Below are 15,092 nucleotides of genomic sequence, written 5' to 3'. Positions count from 1 at the left end.
CGCGCGGGCCTCGCCCTCTCGCGCGGGCCTCGCCCTCTCGCGCGGGCCTCGCCCTCTCGCGCGGGCCTCGCCCTCTCGCGCGGGCCTCGCCCTCTCGCGCGGGCCTCGCCCTCTCGCGCGGGCCTCGCCCTCTCGCGCGGGCCTCGGCCCTCTCGCACCGTCGATCTTGCACTTCCGACCCACGTTCCGTCGGTTTTGCCCAGGTTGGCGGGGTCCGTGAGTGCAAGATCGCGCCGACCGGGGGAGCGGGTGGAACGTGACGGGTGTGTCGAGGGCGGTTTGACACCCGTGGTGTTCCACTCAGGCGTGCCCGGCCCGCAGCCCTCGGCGATCTTGCAGTTGTGGCCCTCGGGATGTCGTGAATGCCCTGTGTGCCGGGGCGGAAAGTGCAAGATCGCCGGGTGCCGGGTTGCGGCCGGTCAGCCCAGGACCAGGCCGGGGTCGGGGTCCTGGTCGGGAGCGGGGGCGGGGATCTTGTACTCCTCGGTGAGCGTGGTCATCGGGCCGGGCCACGTGGCCTGGGCGACCTCGATCGGCTTGTGCCGCTCGTCGTAGGCGACGTGCAACAGGTGCAGCACCGGGGTGTCGGGGCGGATCTGGAGGATCTCCGCCTCCTCCCGGCTGGGCTGGCGGGCGCTGATCGTGTCGGTGGCGGTGACGTACCGCCGGCCGATGGCCTCCTCCGCCTCCTGGTAGAGCGGCCGGCCGAACGCCTCGGCCCGCTCCAGTGAGGTGCCGGCGGTGTCGGCGGGCAGGAACCACGACGCGCCGACCTCGACCGGGGAGTCGTCGGTGCGTACCAGGTGCCGACGGCAGAGCAGTTCGGTGCCGTCGGTGACGCCGAACGCGTCGGCCACCTCCGCCGGGGCGGGGGAGCGGCCGACCGAGACGAGCTGCTGGCGGTACCGGGCGGCCAGGTCCGTGTGGTAGCCGCGGAAGCCGCCGTACCGGCCCCGGGACAGGCGGTTGAGGCGGCGCCGGGTGCCCCGGACGTACGTACCGGAGCCGGGTTTGGTGATCAGGATGCCCTCGACCCGCAGCTGGTCGACGGCGCGCTGCACGGTCTGCTTGGCGACGCCGAACATCTCGGCGATGGCCGGGATGGACGGCAGCCGCTCGCCCGGACCCCAGTCGCCGCGGCGCACCTGGGCCTTGAGCTGCGCGGCGATCTGCCGGTGCGGGAACTCGGCCGCGCCCGGGTTGATCTGCATTGCCCGCCTCCTCAGAACAGCTAGGTTCCTAGGATGCCCTAGAGGCTGTGACCGCGCCACCCCGGACACGAAGAAGCCGGGCCCCGATCCGAGGCCCGGCTTCAGCAGAGCGGGAGAACTACCAGGAGCCGGCGGTCGGCCCGGCGGAACCGCCGCGGCGGCGCAGGTACTTCTCGAACTCCTGGGCGATCTCGTCCCCGGTCAACGGGGTGATGCCGGCGTCGCCGACCCGTTCCTCCAGCTCACGCACGTACTCGCCGAGTTCGGCGTCCTGCTCGGCGGCGCTGCGCACCCGCTGCTCCCACTCGGCGGCCTCCTCGGCCAGGTCGGCCATCGGCACCGGCAGGTCGAGCACCTCCTCGACCCGGTGCAGCAGCGCGAGGGTGGCCTTCGGGCAGGGCGGGTTGTTCGCGTAGTGCGGCACGTGCACCCAGAACGACACCGCGTCGACCTCCGCCCGCGTGCAGGCGTCGTGCAGCACGCCGACGATGCCGGTCGGCCCGTCGTACCGGGTGGGGGTGAGCTGGTAGCGCTTGGCCGCGTCGGCGTCCGACGCGCTGCCGCTGATCGGCAGCGGCCGGGTGTACGGCACGTCGGCCAGCAACGCGCCGAGCAGCACCACCCGCTCGACCTCCAGGCTGTGGCAGATCTCCAGCACCTGCTCGCAGAACGTCCGCCACCGCATGCTCGGCTCGATGCCGCGGATCAGCACCACGTCCCGCTCGGTGCCCTCCGGGCTGGCCACCATGAACCGCGTGGTGGGCCACTCGACGCGCCGCGTCTCCCCGTCGGCCATGGTGATCGTCGGGCGGCTCACCTGGAAGTCGTAGAAGTCCTCCGGATCCAGCTCGGTCACCTCCCGGGCCTGCCAGACCTGCTCCAGGTGTTCCACGGCGGCGGTGGAGGCGTCGGCGGCGTCGTTCCAGCCCTCGAAGGCCGCGATGGCGACCGGCGAGCGCAGTACCGGCAGCCCGTCGAACTCGGTCACGCCGTCACCTCACCCTGCTCGTCGGGCGCGGCGTCGCCCCGTCGCACTGTCGCACCCCTGTTGTCCTTCACGTCCGTCAGCCTACGTGCCGCCGCGGGGCCCGGCCCGTCGGCCGCGCCGGTCGCCGGGTCGGACCACCCGGGCGAACCGGCGGAAAGGTGTACGCCGGCCCGGTGGGCAGAATGTGGGAAGGCCCGGTTCGGGTGACTCTGCCGCAGTCGGGCGCACTAACCTGGGGCATGTGCCTATTTCGTTGCGTGACCTGCTGGCCGATCGGATCCTGATCGCGGACGGCGCGATGGGGACGATGCTCCAGGCCGCCGATCTCACCCTCGACGACTTCGACGGCCTCGAAGGCTGCAACGAGATCCTCAACGTGACCCGGCCGGACGTGGTCCGCGGCGTGCACGACGCCTACCTGGCGGCCGGCGCGGACTGCGTGGAGACCAACACGTTCGGCGCGAACCTGCCCAACCTCGCGGAATACGGCATCCCCGGCCGCATCCGGGAGCTGTCCGAGGCGGGCGCGCGGATCGCGCGGGAGGCAGCCGACGCGTACGCGACGCCGGAGCACCCCCGGTTCGTGCTCGGCTCGATGGGCCCCGGCACCAAGCTACCCACGCTCGGGCATGCGAGCTACGCCTCGCTGCGCGACGCGTACCAGGAGAACGCCGCCGGTCTGATCGCCGGCGGGGCGGACGCGCTGATCATCGAGACCTGCCAGGACCTGCTCCAGGTCAAGGCGGCGGTGGTCGGGTCGAAGCGGGCCCGGGCCGAGGCCGGCCGGGACGTGCCGATCATCTGCCAGGTGGCGGTGGAGACCACCGGCACCATGCTGCTCGGCAGCGAGATCGGCGCCGCGCTGACCGCGATCGAGCCGCTCGGCGTCGACCTGATCGGGCTGAACTGCTCGACCGGCCCGGCGGAGATGGGCGAGCACCTGCGCTACCTGGCGCAGCACTCGCGGATCCCGATCTCGGTGATGCCGAACGCCGGCCTGCCGGTGCTGACCGCCGACGGCGCGTACTTCCCGCTCAGCCCGGACGAGCTGGCCGACGCGCTGGAGCAGTTCGTCACCGACTACGGCGTGGCTCTGATCGGCGGCTGCTGCGGCACCACCCCGGAGCACATCCGGGTGCTGGTGGAGCGGCTGGGCGGGCGCGCGCCGGTGGCGCGGGAGCCGAAGCCGGAGGCCGGGGTCTCCTCGATCTACCACCACGTGCCGTTCGCCCAGGACGCCAGCATCCTGATGGTGGGGGAGCGGACCAACGCCAACGGCTCGAAGGCGTTCCGCGAGTCCATGCTCGCCGGGGACTGGCAGGCCTGCGTGGAGGTCGCCCGCAGCCAGGCCCGGGACGGCTCGCACCTGCTCGACCTCTGCGTGGACTACGTGGGCCGCGACGGCACGCAGGACATGCGTGAGCTGGCCGGCCGGTTCGCCACCGCCTCGACGCTGCCGATCGTGCTGGACTCCACCGAACCGGCCGTGATCGAGGCCGGGCTGGAGATGCTCGGCGGCCGGTGCGTGGTCAACTCGGTCAACTTCGAGGACGGCGACGGCCCCGAGTCCCGCTACGCGCGGATCATGCCGGTGGTCAGGGAGCACGGCGCCGCCGTCGTGGCGCTGCTCATCGACGAGGAGGGCCAGGCCCGCACCCGGGAGTGGAAGGTACGGGTGGCCTGCCGGCTGATCGACGACCTGACCGGCCGCTGGGGGATGCGCCGGGAGGACATCCTCATCGACGCGCTGACGTTCCCGATCGCCACCGGGCAGGAGGAGACCCGTCGCGACGGCATCGAGACGATCGAGGCGATTCGGGAGATCGCCGCGCGCTATCCGGGCGTCAACTTCACCGCCGGCATCTCCAACGTGTCGTTCGGACTCAACCCGGCGGCCCGGCAGGTGCTCAACTCGGTGTTCCTGCACGAGTGCGCCCAGGCCGGGCTGACCTCGGCGATCGTGCACGCCAGCAAGATCCTGCCGATGTCGCGGATCCCGGACGAGCAGCGCGAGGTGGCGCTCGACCTGGTGTACGACCGCCGTCGCGAGGGATACGACCCGGTGCAGCGGTTCATCGAGGCCTTCGAGGGCGTGGACGCGGCGTCGGCGCGCGCCACCCGGGCCGAGGAACTGGCCGCGCTGCCGCTGGACGAGCGGCTCAAGCGGCGGATCATCGACGGCGAGCGCAACGGCCTGGAGGCCGACCTGGACACCGCGATGGCGCAGGGGCGTACGCCGCTGTCCATCATCAACGACCTGCTGCTGGACGGCATGAAGGTGGTCGGCGAGCTGTTCGGCTCCGGCCAGATGCAGCTGCCGTTCGTGCTCCAGTCCGCCGAGGTGATGAAGACCGCGGTGGCCTACCTGGAGCCGCACATGGAGAAGACCGACGACGACGGCAAGGGCCGGATCGTGCTCGCCACGGTGAAGGGCGATGTGCACGACATCGGCAAGAACCTGGTCGACATCATCCTGTCCAACAACGGCTACGACGTGGTCAACATCGGCATCAAGCAGCCGATCAACGCGATTCTCGACGCGGCCGAGGAGCACCGGGCCGATGCCATCGGCATGTCCGGTCTGCTCGTCAAGAGCACCGTCATCATGAAGGAGAACCTGGCCGAGATGGCCTCCCGGGGCGTGGCCGAGCGCTGGCCGGTGCTGCTCGGCGGCGCGGCGCTGACCCGCGCGTACGTCGAGGACGACCTGCGGTCGATCTACCCGGGCCAGGTGCACTACGCCCGCGACGCGTTCGAAGGGCTGTCCCTGATGGACCGCGTGATGGCGGCCAAGCGCGGCGGCGCGCCGGTGGTCGACCCGGAACGTGAGGCCGCACTGGCGGCCCGCCGGGAGCGCCGCGAGCGGCAGCGGACGCAGGTCCGCGAGGCGCTGCCCGAGCTGGACGACGCGTCGGTCCGCTCCGACGTGGCGCTGGACGTGTCCGTGCCGAAGCCGCCGTTCTTCGGCACCCGCGTCGTCAAGGGCGTACCGCTGGCCGACTACGCGGCCCTGCTGGACGAGCGGGCCACGTTCCTGGGCCAGTGGGGGCTGCGCGGCGCCCGCGGCGGCAAGGGACCGTCGTACGAGGAACTGGTCGAGACCGAGGGCCGGCCCCGGCTGCGGTACTGGCTGGACCGCCTGATCTCCGACCAGGTGCTGGAGGCGGCCGTCGTGTACGGCTACTTCCCGGCGTACTCCGAGGGCAACGACCTGGTGGTGCTGGACGAGAACGGGCACAGCGAGCGGGCCCGGTTCTCCTTCCCCCGGCAGCGCCAGGAGCGGCGGCTGTGCCTGGCCGACTTCTTCCGGCCCAAGGGCGACCAGCTCGACGTGGTGGCGTTGCAGCTGGTCACCGTCGGGCAGCCGATCAGCGAGTACACGGCGAAGATGTTCGCCGGCAACGAGTACCGCGACTACCTGGAGGTGCACGGCCTGTCCGTGCAGCTCACCGAGGCGCTGGCCGAGTACTGGCACCGGCGGATCCGGGCCGAGCTGGTGCTGCCCGGCGGCGGCACCGTGGCCGACGACGACCCGGCCGACCTGGCCGGTCTGCTGCGCACCGACTACCGGGGCTGCCGGTACGCGTTCGGCTACCCGGCCTGCCCGGACCTGGAGGATCGGGCAAAGATCGTGGAGTTGCTGGGCGCGGAGCGGATCGGGGTGCAGTTGTCCGAGGAGTTCCAGCTGGTGCCGGAGCAGGCCACCGACGCGATCGTGGTCCACCACCCGGAGGCGAACTACTTCAACGCCAAGTGACGCCGTCACCCTTCCTGAACTGCGCAAACACTCTTCCGACACCCGGCTAGGCCGTCGCCAGGCCGTCGGGGTCGGTTGGGCCGTACCCGAAGGCGGCGTCGATCGCCCGGCGGGTGCGGTCCTCGCTGGTCGGCAGCCGGTGGGTGTAGACGCGCAGCGTGAAGCCCGGGTCGGCGTGGCCGAGGTACAGCGACAGCGCCTTGATGTTCTCGCCCGCGTCGAGCAGCACCGAGGCATAGGTGTGGCGCAGCACGTGCATGCCGTTCTGCCGGGTGTCCTCGACGCCGGCTGCCCGGATGGCCGGCTTCCACACGTTGGCGTTGAAGGACGGCCGGCTGATCGGGCTGCCGTTGGCGGTGCTCAGGTAGACCATGACGGTTCGAGGTTCGCCGTCGGGGGTGCCTCACGGCAGGGTCACCGGCACGTGGTCGACCTGCTCGGCGTGCTCACGAAGGCGTGTCGCGACGGCGTCGGGAAGCGGGACCTCGCGCAGTTTGCCGCCCTTGGGCGGTGCGAACACCAACGTTCCGCGCACCATCTTGATCTGACGGACGACGTGGAGCAGCCGGCGCGTGGTGTCGACGTCGTCCGGGCTGACGGCGAAGATCTCGCCCTGCCGGAGTCCACAGCCGGCACCCAGGTCGACGGCGACCCGGTACCGTGACCAGGTCGCCGGGGCCGTACCGCTCCTTGATCTCGGCGACCCTGCTTGCAAAGTCCGTTGGCTCTCCGTCGGGCGTCGTGGTGAGGTCGCACATCCAGAGTGCGTCTCTCACCGGACCTTCTTCGTCGTGAAAGGCAGCGAGGTGTCCGTCCAGCCCACGTAGACGAGCCTCCTTAACGGCACAGGAGTGATGCGCTACCAGGCGGACCAGGCGGTCGGGCGCGCCCAAGTTTCGGAGGTAGATCGCACCGTCCAGCGGATGAAAGCCTGTCTTTGCTCGGTGAGGGGCGTAGCCGACATCGTGAAGAATCGCGGCCGCCTCCAACAGGGACCCGTCGTCAGCGACAGCCGCGGTAAGGGTCCGGGCCTTGAGCGCAACACCCTGAACGTGAGCCCACCGGCGGGGCAGCGTGCCCGAAAGGTTCTGGCGAGAGACCTCGTAGGCCCACGAGACGAGCGACATGCAAGACGATAGCGCCGGCTACGACTCACCAATACCGCCTATCCGGCTGGCCGGCTGCCGTGTCTAGTCCCACCACATGCTTGGACGAATCCGTCCCAGCACATGCACGACAGTCGGCCCTGGTTGCTCAGTTGCCCTGGTTACAGTCAGTGCCACTACGCGATCGTGGTGCATCCACAGGCCGAGGTCAGCGCGTTGTCTGCTACGGCGCGTCGGGCCAGTCGGCCACGATGACCAATGGGACTGAGTCCGGCGATCGGTAGTCGTCCCCCGGAAGGTACTCGACGTGCTGATGCCGGTTGATTCTCCGGTCTACGGCGGTCTCGGCTTGCTCGGCCACACCGTCGAGCGCGTCCCAGATGATGTCGAGATACTCGCGACCACCGGAGAGATGCAGCGTGGTCCCGCCTTGAAGACTGACAAGCAGCGGGCCTTCGGTCGCCTCTTGACTGATGACCCCGCCGGTGATCCCTACCTCAAAGGGTTCAGCATGTTGGCGAAGCAGCCGGCCGAGGGCGCGGAGGGCAGCCGGCGGGCCGGCAAGCTCCAGGTCGTCATCACTGACAGAAAGACGGCAGCGCCGGTGATCTTCCACCGGCGCATTGTCCCTCACCTCGCGGTCCCTCGCGTCGCGCACCGTGGCGGTCTCCGCGAGCGTCTTGAGGATCATGTCGAGCATCAGGCGGGACGTAGATGTAAGCATCAGCCGCGGGACACGACAGCTGGCCGGCTGCCGATGCCTGGTCTCGCATGATGGTTGACGAAGCGGCGTCGCAGGACACTTGACGCCGGGCCTTGATCGAATAGGTCTGGTGCCTGCTGTCGATGGTAAGGCTGGTCAGCGCCGGGAGGCAGAAGGGCTAGGTTTTGCGTGTGCCTGAGGAACCTGACGAAGACCTACTGATGCACGAGGAGTCGGTGTTGGCCGGTTTGGTCGAGCTGTCCGGCGTCGAGATTCTGTGGTGCGACGACTTCTACGACGGAGCGATCGACGGGCTGGCCCGGTGGGATGGGCGGGAGTTCTGGTTCGCGGGGGTCTATCCACTCGACCGTCGTCCCCGGCGGTATGTCCTGCACGAGATCAGCGCAATGGACGTCGAGGCGGCGTCAGCGCTGCACCGCTTGCTGGGCGAAAACGCTGACGCCGCCCGGCACGGACGTCTCGACTCGACGCAGGAGCGAGCGTGGAGCCAGGCGTGGGCGAGCCGGCCGGATTACCGCCGTGCCCCGGCCGTGGGGTGGTTCTCCGCCTAACCTCAGGCTCAAGGTTCAACCAGTCGGGTGATGTGGTGGTGCGCCTTGGTGCGGTTCAGGTTGGTGGTGCTGCGGCGGGGGGCGGCCGCGATCGGGGTGTTGGCGTCGTAGACGGTGATGGTGTGCTCGTCGAGGGCGACGGATACCAACTTGCGGGCGTGGACCTTGCCGACCTGGATGCGTTGCCCCGCGACCTGGATGCTGCCGTTGATGGACACGACCCGTTCCACCTCAGGGATGGCCGCTGGCGGCGGGACTGCGGACGCTGGGCGGGCGTCGCGGATGCGGCCCAGCGCGGTGGGCGGTAGTGGACAGCGCAGGGTGCGGCGCAGCTGCCCGGCGTCGTCGATGACGTGCAGGAGTATGCCGTCGAGGCGGATCCGGACCCGTTGACCGGCGAGTGGCATGCCGACGCTGATCTGCCGGCCGGCGATGCTGATGCCGCCGCAGGCGTTGACGACCCGGTCGACCTCGACGGCGGTGGTCCGTGGTTCGGGCTGCGGCAACGGAGGCGGTCCGGCCGGTGCACCGCCCTCGGCCAGGAGCCGGGCGAGATCGCGTTGGGACAGCCTTGATGGGCTGGACTTGATCCGGGCGCCGTCGGCGGTCAGGACGTGCAGCCGGTCGGTGTCGACCCAGATTGTGACCGGGGTGCCGGCGAGGGTGGGACCGAGCCACACCTGCTGCTGGGCCACGGTCAGGTTGCCCGACGGTGGCGCAACCCGGACCAGCTGCACCGGCCGAGGACGGCCGGTGGACACGGTCACCGATCCGGAATCGACCTCGACGGCGGGTGGCTTCCTCGGGGCCGGTGGTGGGCTGGGCAGCAGCCCGGCCGGCAGACGCAGCGGCAGGGTCTCCGCCAGGGTTTGGTCTCGTGCTGCGACGGGGCGGTGGAATCGGTCGCCGGGGAAGGCGTCGTCGATGCCCTGGTGGGGCCGGTCGTAGTTGTATTCGGCGGCGAACACGTCCACCGCGGCCTGGGCCTCCTCCAGGGTGGCGAACACCCGCCCGTCCAGGCACTCACCCTGCAGGCTCTGGTGGAACCGCTCGACCTTGCCGGTGGTGGTCGGGGAGCGGGGTTTGGTGTTGCGGGCCACGATGCCGTTCTCCCGGCAGATCCGCTCGAACAGCACCTCCCCAGGGCGCGGCTTGGTGAACTGCTTACCGTTGTCCGTCAGCACTTCACCCGGCACGCCGAACCGGGTCAGGGCGGTGCCGAACGCGGCGCAGACGGCCCGGCCGGTGGCCCGACGCACCACGGTCGCGATCACGCAGTAGCGGGAGTGGTCGTCCAAGCCGGTGACGACCTTCGCCTCGGTGCCGTCAGCGAGGAGGACACCACCGACGATGTCCATCTGCCACAGCTCCATCGACTCCGGGCGTTCCCACCGCCGGTAGTCCTCCCGCCGGCGCTTCCGAGGCACCGCCGGCACCAAGTTGTTCCGCCGCAGAATCCGATACACCGTCGCCCGAGCCGGCGGCGGAGTCACGCCACGACGGCCCACTTCGAACCGCAGCCTACGCGGACCCCACCGCGGATGATCCCGCCGCAGCTCACACACCAACGCCTCGGTCGAGGCGTCAACCCGGTGCGGGCAGACATGCGGCCGGTGAGACCGGTCCTCCAAGCCCGTGACGCCCTCGGCGGCATACCGGGCCAGCCAGTTGTGGATCGTCTGCCGCGACACCCCATACCGGGCGGCGACCTCCGTCTTCGGCGTGCCACCGAGGCACTCCATCACCGCGTGAAACCGCTGCTCCATGACGCTCAACTCCGCGAGTCCCACCCGGTGCTCCTCCCGCCTGGCTACAGACGAAAAGAGGGCCGGGCCGACCCGGTGTCAAACACCAACCGAGGCCGCTGTGTCAACTATCAACCGGCGCAGGACAATGGCCGGCTGCCGACGATGTGCAAAGTTTCTGTACGTCTTCGAGGCGGCCCGAGACGGGCCGCAAGCGCCGCCGATTGGGCGTCATGACCGCCCGGCCGGGGATGGCCGGGCGGTCATGCCCATAGCCCATCGGCTGGCGCGGAAGCGGGGAAGCCCCAGTGCCCCCGCAGAACGAAAGGCCGTTAACCGGGTGTGGTGCGCCGGCAGCCGGCCGGGCCGCGCGGCCACGAGCCCGCGCGGCGTTGGGGAGCGCACGCCGGCCTCGTCGGCGAGCTGGCGGCGGTCGCGGGGTTGCGGTTACTGCGCCTCCGGCGGGGGCGCTCGGGCTCCGAGATGGTTGCAACCCCGCCGGCGTGTTGCGGTCCGTGGGTGGTGGCGGTAGGCCATCCCGCCAGCCGACCCGGACAAGCCGAGCAGACCACCGCCCGACCCGCCAGCGTCCGACCGTGCGTCAAGGCCGTCTTGACGTGGCGGGCCGAGTCTTTGTCCGCTTCGCCTGCCTGCGGACGACAGTTCAACGCCAAGTGACGACCGCAGGTGCTTCCCAGCACCCGTGGGTTACTCGGCAGCGACTGACGGGCGCGGGGCGCCCGCCGGGATGGCGGACGTCCCGAAGCCCCGACGTACCGGTCAGCCGATCAGCGTGACCGAGTAGTCGTACGTCGTCCCGGTCACCGAGTACGTCGCGGTCTGCCCGTTCTCGCAGTACGACACGAAGCTGCTCGGGGTGCGTTGCGCCCCGGCCACCGCGTCGACCACCGGCCGGACGTCGGACCCGACCGGCAGGGCGGTGGTGGTGAGGTCGATCGTCCGCGACTGGTTGATCGGGTAGGTGTCGGTGTTCGCCGTCTCCAGACCGTTGCTCGCCGCGACACTGAAGGACATCACGTACGTGACGCCGGGCGCCGACTGGCGGCGCCCGGCGTGTGGTCCGTATCGAAGTGCCCGAGTGTTTCGGATCGAACCCTGTGGATCGCATCATTTTGTGGCGGGCTCACGACTGCCGGTCGGTCCGGCGGCGTGACCGGTGCCAGACTGAGGGATCGATCCCGATGGCGTGCGAGCGTCCCGGCGCGAGGAGTCCGAAGTGGTGAACTCCGCCCTTTCCGCTGTCATCCACGCGGTCGGAGCCGGCCCGACACCGTTGGCGGACTCGGCTCTCGACCCCGGTGCGACGTACTCCACCTTCGTCGTGCTGTCCGGTATGTACTTCGCGCCCATTGTCATGTCCGGGCTCGGGTTTCTCTGCGCTGCGGGCATCGGGCTCAGCCGCCGGATCGGTACGGCTGTCGCGATCGTGATCGTCCTGTTCTACGTGTTGTCGCTGCTCGGCAGTGCCTTCACCTGGCCTGAACTGGAGCACCAGGGAAAGCCGGCTGAGACGCTGTGGCTGATCGTGATCGGCTGCGGCGGCTTCGTGGTGCTGCCGTGGCTCGTCGCGTTCGGCGGCACCAAGGTGGCCCTCCGCCGTCGCGGAGCCACGGCCGAGTAGCCGTCAGGCTCCTCGCGGAGAGCTTGCCCGCAGGCTCCGCGTCAGGGCGGGGATCATCACCGCCGCCGCGACCAGGTGCAACCCGACCAGGGCGACGACGGTCGGCGCGGCCGCCCCGGCCAGGAACGGCGGCACCATCGACAGCGCCGTCAGCGCCACCGCCGTCCACGCGAACCGCCGCGCGGGACGCGCGCTGAACCGCAGCAGTACGGCGGCGATGACGACGCCCACGAGCGAGAAGAACCCGGTCACCACGGCGAACCCGCCCAGCGGGATGGTCTCGCCGCCGCCGTCGGGGATCTCGAAGTCCACACCGGCGGCCCGGGCCAGAGCGGCCGCGAGCGTGGTGACCACGATCGCGGCGAGCGTGGCGACCAGGCCGGTGACGGCGAGCCGCCGGAAGCCGCGCGGGCGGCCCACTGTGACGGCGGTGTCGGTGCTGCTGATCATGTCGTTCCTCCGGGCGTCGAGGTGAGGGGTGAGGATCCGCACCGTCGCGGTGCGACGGCCGGGGTTGCGCAGCGCGCGTACGCCGGTGCCGCGCAGCCAGAAACCGGCGTCGCGGCCGAGGACCGGCCCGGGAGTGCCGTCGCGCAGCTCCAGCTGCACCCGTCCGCGGGTGACCACGCCGTACGCGTGGTGCCACCGGGCCGCGACCACCGGAACGCGCGCGCCGCCGGGCAGGGCGAGCGTCCGCGTGGGCACTACGGCGTGGGGTCGGCCGGGAGACGGTCCGGCAGCCCGAGGCGCGGGAACTGGTCGGCGTGGAAGGTGACGATCTCGGTGATCGCCCCGCCGGTGATGCGCAGGGCGTCGACGGTGAGCGGCAGGTACGCGCCGTCGCGCTCCTGCCAGAGGTAGAACGCGACGGCGGGCTGCCGGTTCACGGCAGTGGGCTCGGCCCGCAGGCTGCCCAGGCTCTCGAATCCGTCCGCCACCCAGTCGTTCACCACCGCGTCGCGGCCGATCTGCAGGCCCGGGGTGGGCGGCATCGAGCAGCGCACGTCGTCGCGCAGCATCGAGGCGAGACCGTCGACGTCCTTGGCGATGCTGGCGTCGGTGAAGCGGCGTACCAGCTCGCGGGTCCGACTGTCCGTCTCGTCGCCGGTCCAGTCCTGCCGCTGCGCCGGTAGGTGCTCCCGCATGCCCGAGCGGGCCCGCTGCAACGCGCTGTTGACCGAGTTGACCGAGTCGCCGAGCAGCTCCGCGACCTCCTTGGCCGGCCAGCCGAGCACGTCGCGCAGGATCCGCACGGCCCGCGGGCGCGGTGCGAGGTGCTGCACGGCGACCAGGTACGCCAGCTCGATCGTCTCCCGCGCCACAGCGACCGTCTCCGGCTCGTCCGCGCCGGCGGCGGGCAGCTCGTCGAGCAGCCGGTCCGGGTAGGGCTGGAGCCACCGCACCTCACCGCCGGTAGCCGGCTCCGGGCGGCACCTGGCGAGCAGGTCCAGGCAGGCGTTCGTGGCGATCCGGTACAGCCAGGCCCGGAACGTGGACCGCCCGGCGAAGGTCTCGCGCCGCCGCCAGGCCCGCAGGAACGTCTCCTGGACGGTGTCCTCGGCGTCCTCGAACGACCCGAGCATCCGGTAGCAGTGCACGTGCAGCTCCCGCCGGTGCCGCTGCGCCAGCCCGGTGAACGCCGGTTCGTCCATCTCGCCCAGACCGCTCACGCCCAGCTCCTGCAGCCGCGTGTCCGTACCCATGAGGTCATCCTTCCGCGTCGTGTGTCGTCGTAGGTGTGACGGGTACAGGCGCGGAAACTCATCACGAGCGCCGGTCGCCGTGGTCCCGAACGTGACCCGCGGGACTACCGTGAGCGCCGTGCTGATCTCGATCGACCGCGACTCCGTGTGCATGGGCGACGACGTCGCTTCCCACCGCGTGACCCTCGACGTGGACCCCGACCGCACCCTCGGGTCGCTTCTGGCGCAGGCCCTGCGCGAATACCGCCTGGCCTCCGTCGGAGGTGAGGTCTCCTGGATCGCCGAGGTGAGCTACGGCGGTTACCGGCGGGACGAGCACGGCGTCGTGCACGCACCGGTGAGCCATGGACTCGCGCTCCTGCACGTGCCGTGTCCGGACGGTGAGACCACGATCATCCCGTTGAGCAACCACTTCCTCGCCATGCCGCTGCGGGAGATGGCGGGGCGGGCCGGTGGGGACGTGGTGACGTTGGACTTCCGCTATCTCAGCGAGGGTGCCCGCTGGCGTGCGGAGGAGTTCGTCGCCCGGTACGCCTGACGGCGCGTCAGCTCGTGCGCGGGGCGTACATGATGACCGCGACGCCGACCAGGCAGATGGCCGCGCCGACCAGGTCGTAGCGGTCGGGCCGGAACTTGTCGACCACCATGCCCCAGGCGAGCGACCCGGCGACGAACACGCCGCCGTAGGCGGCGAGGATGCGGCCGAAGTTCGGGTCCGGCTGGAACGTGGCCACGAACCCGTAGGCGCCGAGCGCGATCACCCCGGCGGCGATCCAGAGCAGCCCGCGGTTCTCCCGCCAGCCCTGCCACACCAGCCAGGCGCCGCCGATCTCGGCGAGCGCGGCGAGCAGGAACAGCAGGATGGACCGGACGACAGTCATGCGTCAGACCGTAGCCGGGTCGTGGTCCGGACCGGCGAAGGGCAGCGGGCAGCGGGAGCTGCCGGCGCAGGTGATCAGGTCGTCGCAGCCGGCCGAGATCGCCTCTCGCAGCGTGTCGCGCACGGCAGCGAGGTCCGCGAGCCGCCGTTCCACCTCGGCGAGCTTGTCGTGGGCCCGGGTCCGCAGGCCGGCGTCGTGCGTCCCGGCCGCCAGCAGGCCGGCGACCTCGGCGAGGGTGAAGCCGAGACGTTGCGCGGCCTTCACCACCCGCAGCAGGGTGACCGTCTCGGCCGGGTAGAGCCGATGCCCGCCGGGTGACCGCCGGGGCGCGGCCAGCAGCCCGCGCCGTTCGTAGTAGCGCAGCGTCTGCACGTTGACCCCGGCCGCGTCGGCGACCTGGCCGCTGCGCAGCTCCGGCTCGCCCATCACCGGCCCCGCGCGGCCGTGGCCCGCAGGGCCAGGGCATCGAGTACGGCGACACGGGTCGCCGGAACGCGCATGTCGAGCGTCAGCGTGTCGCCGTCCGGGCGGGCGAGATCGAAGGTGAAGAAGGAGCAGCAGGCCGACTCGCGGGCGATCAGGTCCCGGGCGAGCGCTTCGGCGCCGCGGTCGAGGTGCAGCCGCAGATGCCCGGCGGCCGGCCGGTCGGCGCCGCGCAGCGCGTCGTGGAACAGCCCGTCGAACTCGGCCAGCCGTAGCGGCCGGTCGGTGGTCGGCAGCGTGCAGGTGTCGGGCACCCAGGAATCGTCGGTCACCTCTCGACGGTAAGCCCGTACCGGGGTAC

At 71.1% G+C, this 15,092-nt stretch carries 16 protein-coding genes and 1 pseudogene; 5 read left to right on the top strand and 12 right to left on the bottom strand.

Annotation, left to right across the window (positions count from 1 at the left end; genetic code table 11):
- Window positions 1-419: 419 nt before the first annotated feature.
- Together M8C11_RS25475 and M8C11_RS25470 are read right to left on the bottom strand one after the other, a co-directional pair.
- Window positions 420-1,211 (bottom strand): GntR family transcriptional regulator, encoded by a 792-nt coding sequence (locus tag M8C11_RS25475; RefSeq protein WP_252453823.1) that lies wholly within the window; start codon window positions 1,209-1,211, stop codon window positions 420-422.
- 118 nt (window positions 1,212-1,329) lie between these two features.
- A complete protein-coding gene (locus tag M8C11_RS25470) occupies window positions 1,330-2,199 on the bottom strand; it encodes a PAC2 family protein (RefSeq protein ID WP_013286081.1) in 870 nt (289 codons plus the stop codon).
- A gap of 241 nt (window positions 2,200-2,440) precedes the next feature.
- Between M8C11_RS25470 and metH the strand changes: the two genes are divergently transcribed.
- On the top strand, window positions 2,441-5,956 hold the full coding sequence (gene metH, locus M8C11_RS25465) for a methionine synthase (RefSeq protein WP_252453820.1): 3,516 nt from the start codon (window positions 2,441-2,443) through the stop codon (window positions 5,954-5,956).
- A 46-nt stretch (window positions 5,957-6,002) separates the two neighbouring features.
- On the opposite strand, the gene M8C11_RS25460 is transcribed toward metH, so the two are convergent.
- Complete coding sequence (locus tag M8C11_RS25460) at window positions 6,003-6,329, bottom strand: tyrosine-type recombinase/integrase (RefSeq protein WP_252453818.1); 327 nt, start codon at window positions 6,327-6,329, stop codon at window positions 6,003-6,005.
- Window positions 6,330-6,380: 51 nt separating this feature from the next.
- Here M8C11_RS25460 and M8C11_RS25455 point away from each other — a divergent pair, with 51 nt between their 5' ends.
- On the top strand, window positions 6,381-6,620 hold the full coding sequence (locus M8C11_RS25455; RefSeq protein WP_252453816.1) for a hypothetical protein: 240 nt from the start codon (window positions 6,381-6,383) through the stop codon (window positions 6,618-6,620).
- Between the two features lie 184 nt (window positions 6,621-6,804).
- On the opposite strand, the pseudogene M8C11_RS30755 reads toward M8C11_RS25455, so the two are convergent.
- Together M8C11_RS30755 and M8C11_RS25450 are read right to left on the bottom strand one after the other, a co-directional pair.
- Window positions 6,805-7,083 (bottom strand): annotated as a pseudogene (locus M8C11_RS30755) (HD domain-containing protein); the annotation flags it as partial.
- A gap of 202 nt (window positions 7,084-7,285) precedes the next feature.
- Entirely contained in the window at window positions 7,286-7,762 is a 477-nt protein-coding gene (locus M8C11_RS25450; protein ID WP_252453814.1) for a hypothetical protein, read from the bottom strand.
- A gap of 194 nt (window positions 7,763-7,956) precedes the next feature.
- Between M8C11_RS25450 and M8C11_RS25445 the strand changes: the two genes are divergently transcribed.
- Window positions 7,957-8,337, top strand: a complete 381-nt coding sequence (locus M8C11_RS25445; RefSeq protein ID WP_252453812.1) for a hypothetical protein — start codon at window positions 7,957-7,959, stop codon at window positions 8,335-8,337.
- 8 nt (window positions 8,338-8,345) lie between these two features.
- On the opposite strand, the gene M8C11_RS25440 is transcribed toward M8C11_RS25445, so the two are convergent.
- Complete coding sequence (locus M8C11_RS25440; protein ID WP_374669118.1) at window positions 8,346-10,112, bottom strand: IS481 family transposase; 1,767 nt, start codon at window positions 10,110-10,112, stop codon at window positions 8,346-8,348.
- 750 nt (window positions 10,113-10,862) lie between these two features.
- Window positions 10,863-11,117, bottom strand: a complete 255-nt coding sequence (locus M8C11_RS25435; RefSeq protein ID WP_252453810.1) for a hypothetical protein — start codon at window positions 11,115-11,117, stop codon at window positions 10,863-10,865.
- Window positions 11,118-11,319: 202 nt separating this feature from the next.
- Between M8C11_RS25435 and M8C11_RS25430 the strand changes: the two genes are divergently transcribed.
- A complete protein-coding gene (locus M8C11_RS25430; protein WP_252453808.1) occupies window positions 11,320-11,724 on the top strand; it encodes a hypothetical protein in 405 nt (134 codons plus the stop codon).
- A 3-nt stretch (window positions 11,725-11,727) separates the two neighbouring features.
- Here the strand turns inward: M8C11_RS25430 and M8C11_RS25425 are convergent, their stop codons facing one another.
- Together M8C11_RS25425 and M8C11_RS25420 are read right to left on the bottom strand one after the other, a co-directional pair.
- Window positions 11,728-12,429 carry a DUF6069 family protein gene (locus M8C11_RS25425; RefSeq protein ID WP_252453806.1) on the bottom strand — a complete coding sequence of 234 codons (702 nt, stop codon included), beginning with the start codon at window positions 12,427-12,429 and terminating at the stop codon, window positions 11,728-11,730.
- Window positions 12,429-13,427: an RNA polymerase subunit sigma-70 gene (locus M8C11_RS25420; RefSeq protein WP_252453803.1), complete on the bottom strand. Its 999-nt coding sequence runs from the start codon at window positions 13,425-13,427 to the stop codon at window positions 12,429-12,431. The genes M8C11_RS25425 and M8C11_RS25420 overlap by 1 nt, the downstream gene beginning before the upstream one ends.
- A gap of 118 nt (window positions 13,428-13,545) precedes the next feature.
- On the opposite strand from M8C11_RS25420, the gene M8C11_RS25415 reads away from it, so the two are divergent.
- Window positions 13,546-13,965: a hypothetical protein gene (locus M8C11_RS25415; protein ID WP_252453800.1), complete on the top strand. Its 420-nt coding sequence runs from the start codon at window positions 13,546-13,548 to the stop codon at window positions 13,963-13,965.
- A gap of 7 nt (window positions 13,966-13,972) precedes the next feature.
- On the opposite strand, the gene M8C11_RS25410 is transcribed toward M8C11_RS25415, so the two are convergent.
- The 3 genes from M8C11_RS25410 to M8C11_RS25400 are packed head-to-tail and all read right to left on the bottom strand — an operon-like array spanning window position 13,973 to window position 15,063.
- Window positions 13,973-14,308, bottom strand: coding sequence for a YnfA family protein (locus M8C11_RS25410; protein WP_252453798.1), 336 nt, complete (start codon window positions 14,306-14,308; stop codon window positions 13,973-13,975).
- Between the two features lie 3 nt (window positions 14,309-14,311).
- Complete coding sequence (locus M8C11_RS25405) at window positions 14,312-14,734, bottom strand: MerR family transcriptional regulator (protein ID WP_252453795.1); 423 nt, start codon at window positions 14,732-14,734, stop codon at window positions 14,312-14,314.
- Window positions 14,734-15,063: a hypothetical protein gene (locus M8C11_RS25400; protein WP_252453792.1), complete on the bottom strand. Its 330-nt coding sequence runs from the start codon at window positions 15,061-15,063 to the stop codon at window positions 14,734-14,736. The genes M8C11_RS25405 and M8C11_RS25400 overlap by 1 nt, the downstream gene beginning before the upstream one ends.
- Window positions 15,064-15,092: the final 29 nt, after the last annotated feature.

It is taken from the genome of Micromonospora sp. CPM1 (assembly GCF_023896895.1).
Lineage (GTDB): Bacteria > Actinomycetota > Actinomycetes > Mycobacteriales > Micromonosporaceae > Micromonospora > Micromonospora tulbaghiae.
Note: the sequence above shows the minus strand (reverse complement) of the source record. Positions and strands in the feature narration are given on the sequence as shown.

Coding starts and splice junctions, on each gene's coding strand:
- M8C11_RS25405 (WP_252453795.1), bottom strand. CDS start 14,734: ATGGGCGAGCCGGAGCTGCGCAGCGGCCAGGTCGCCGACGCGGCCGGG.
- M8C11_RS25410 (WP_252453798.1), bottom strand. CDS start 14,308: ATGACTGTCGTCCGGTCCATCCTGCTGTTCCTGCTCGCCGCGCTCGCC.
- M8C11_RS25420 (WP_252453803.1), bottom strand. CDS start 13,427: ATGGGTACGGACACGCGGCTGCAGGAGCTGGGCGTGAGCGGTCTGGGC.
- M8C11_RS25460 (WP_252453818.1), bottom strand. CDS start 6,329: ATGGTCTACCTGAGCACCGCCAACGGCAGCCCGATCAGCCGGCCGTCC.
- M8C11_RS25435 (WP_252453810.1), bottom strand. CDS start 11,117: ATGTCCTTCAGTGTCGCGGCGAGCAACGGTCTGGAGACGGCGAACACC.
- M8C11_RS25475 (WP_252453823.1), bottom strand. CDS start 1,211: ATGCAGATCAACCCGGGCGCGGCCGAGTTCCCGCACCGGCAGATCGCC.
- M8C11_RS25450 (WP_252453814.1), bottom strand. CDS start 7,762: ATGCTCGACATGATCCTCAAGACGCTCGCGGAGACCGCCACGGTGCGC.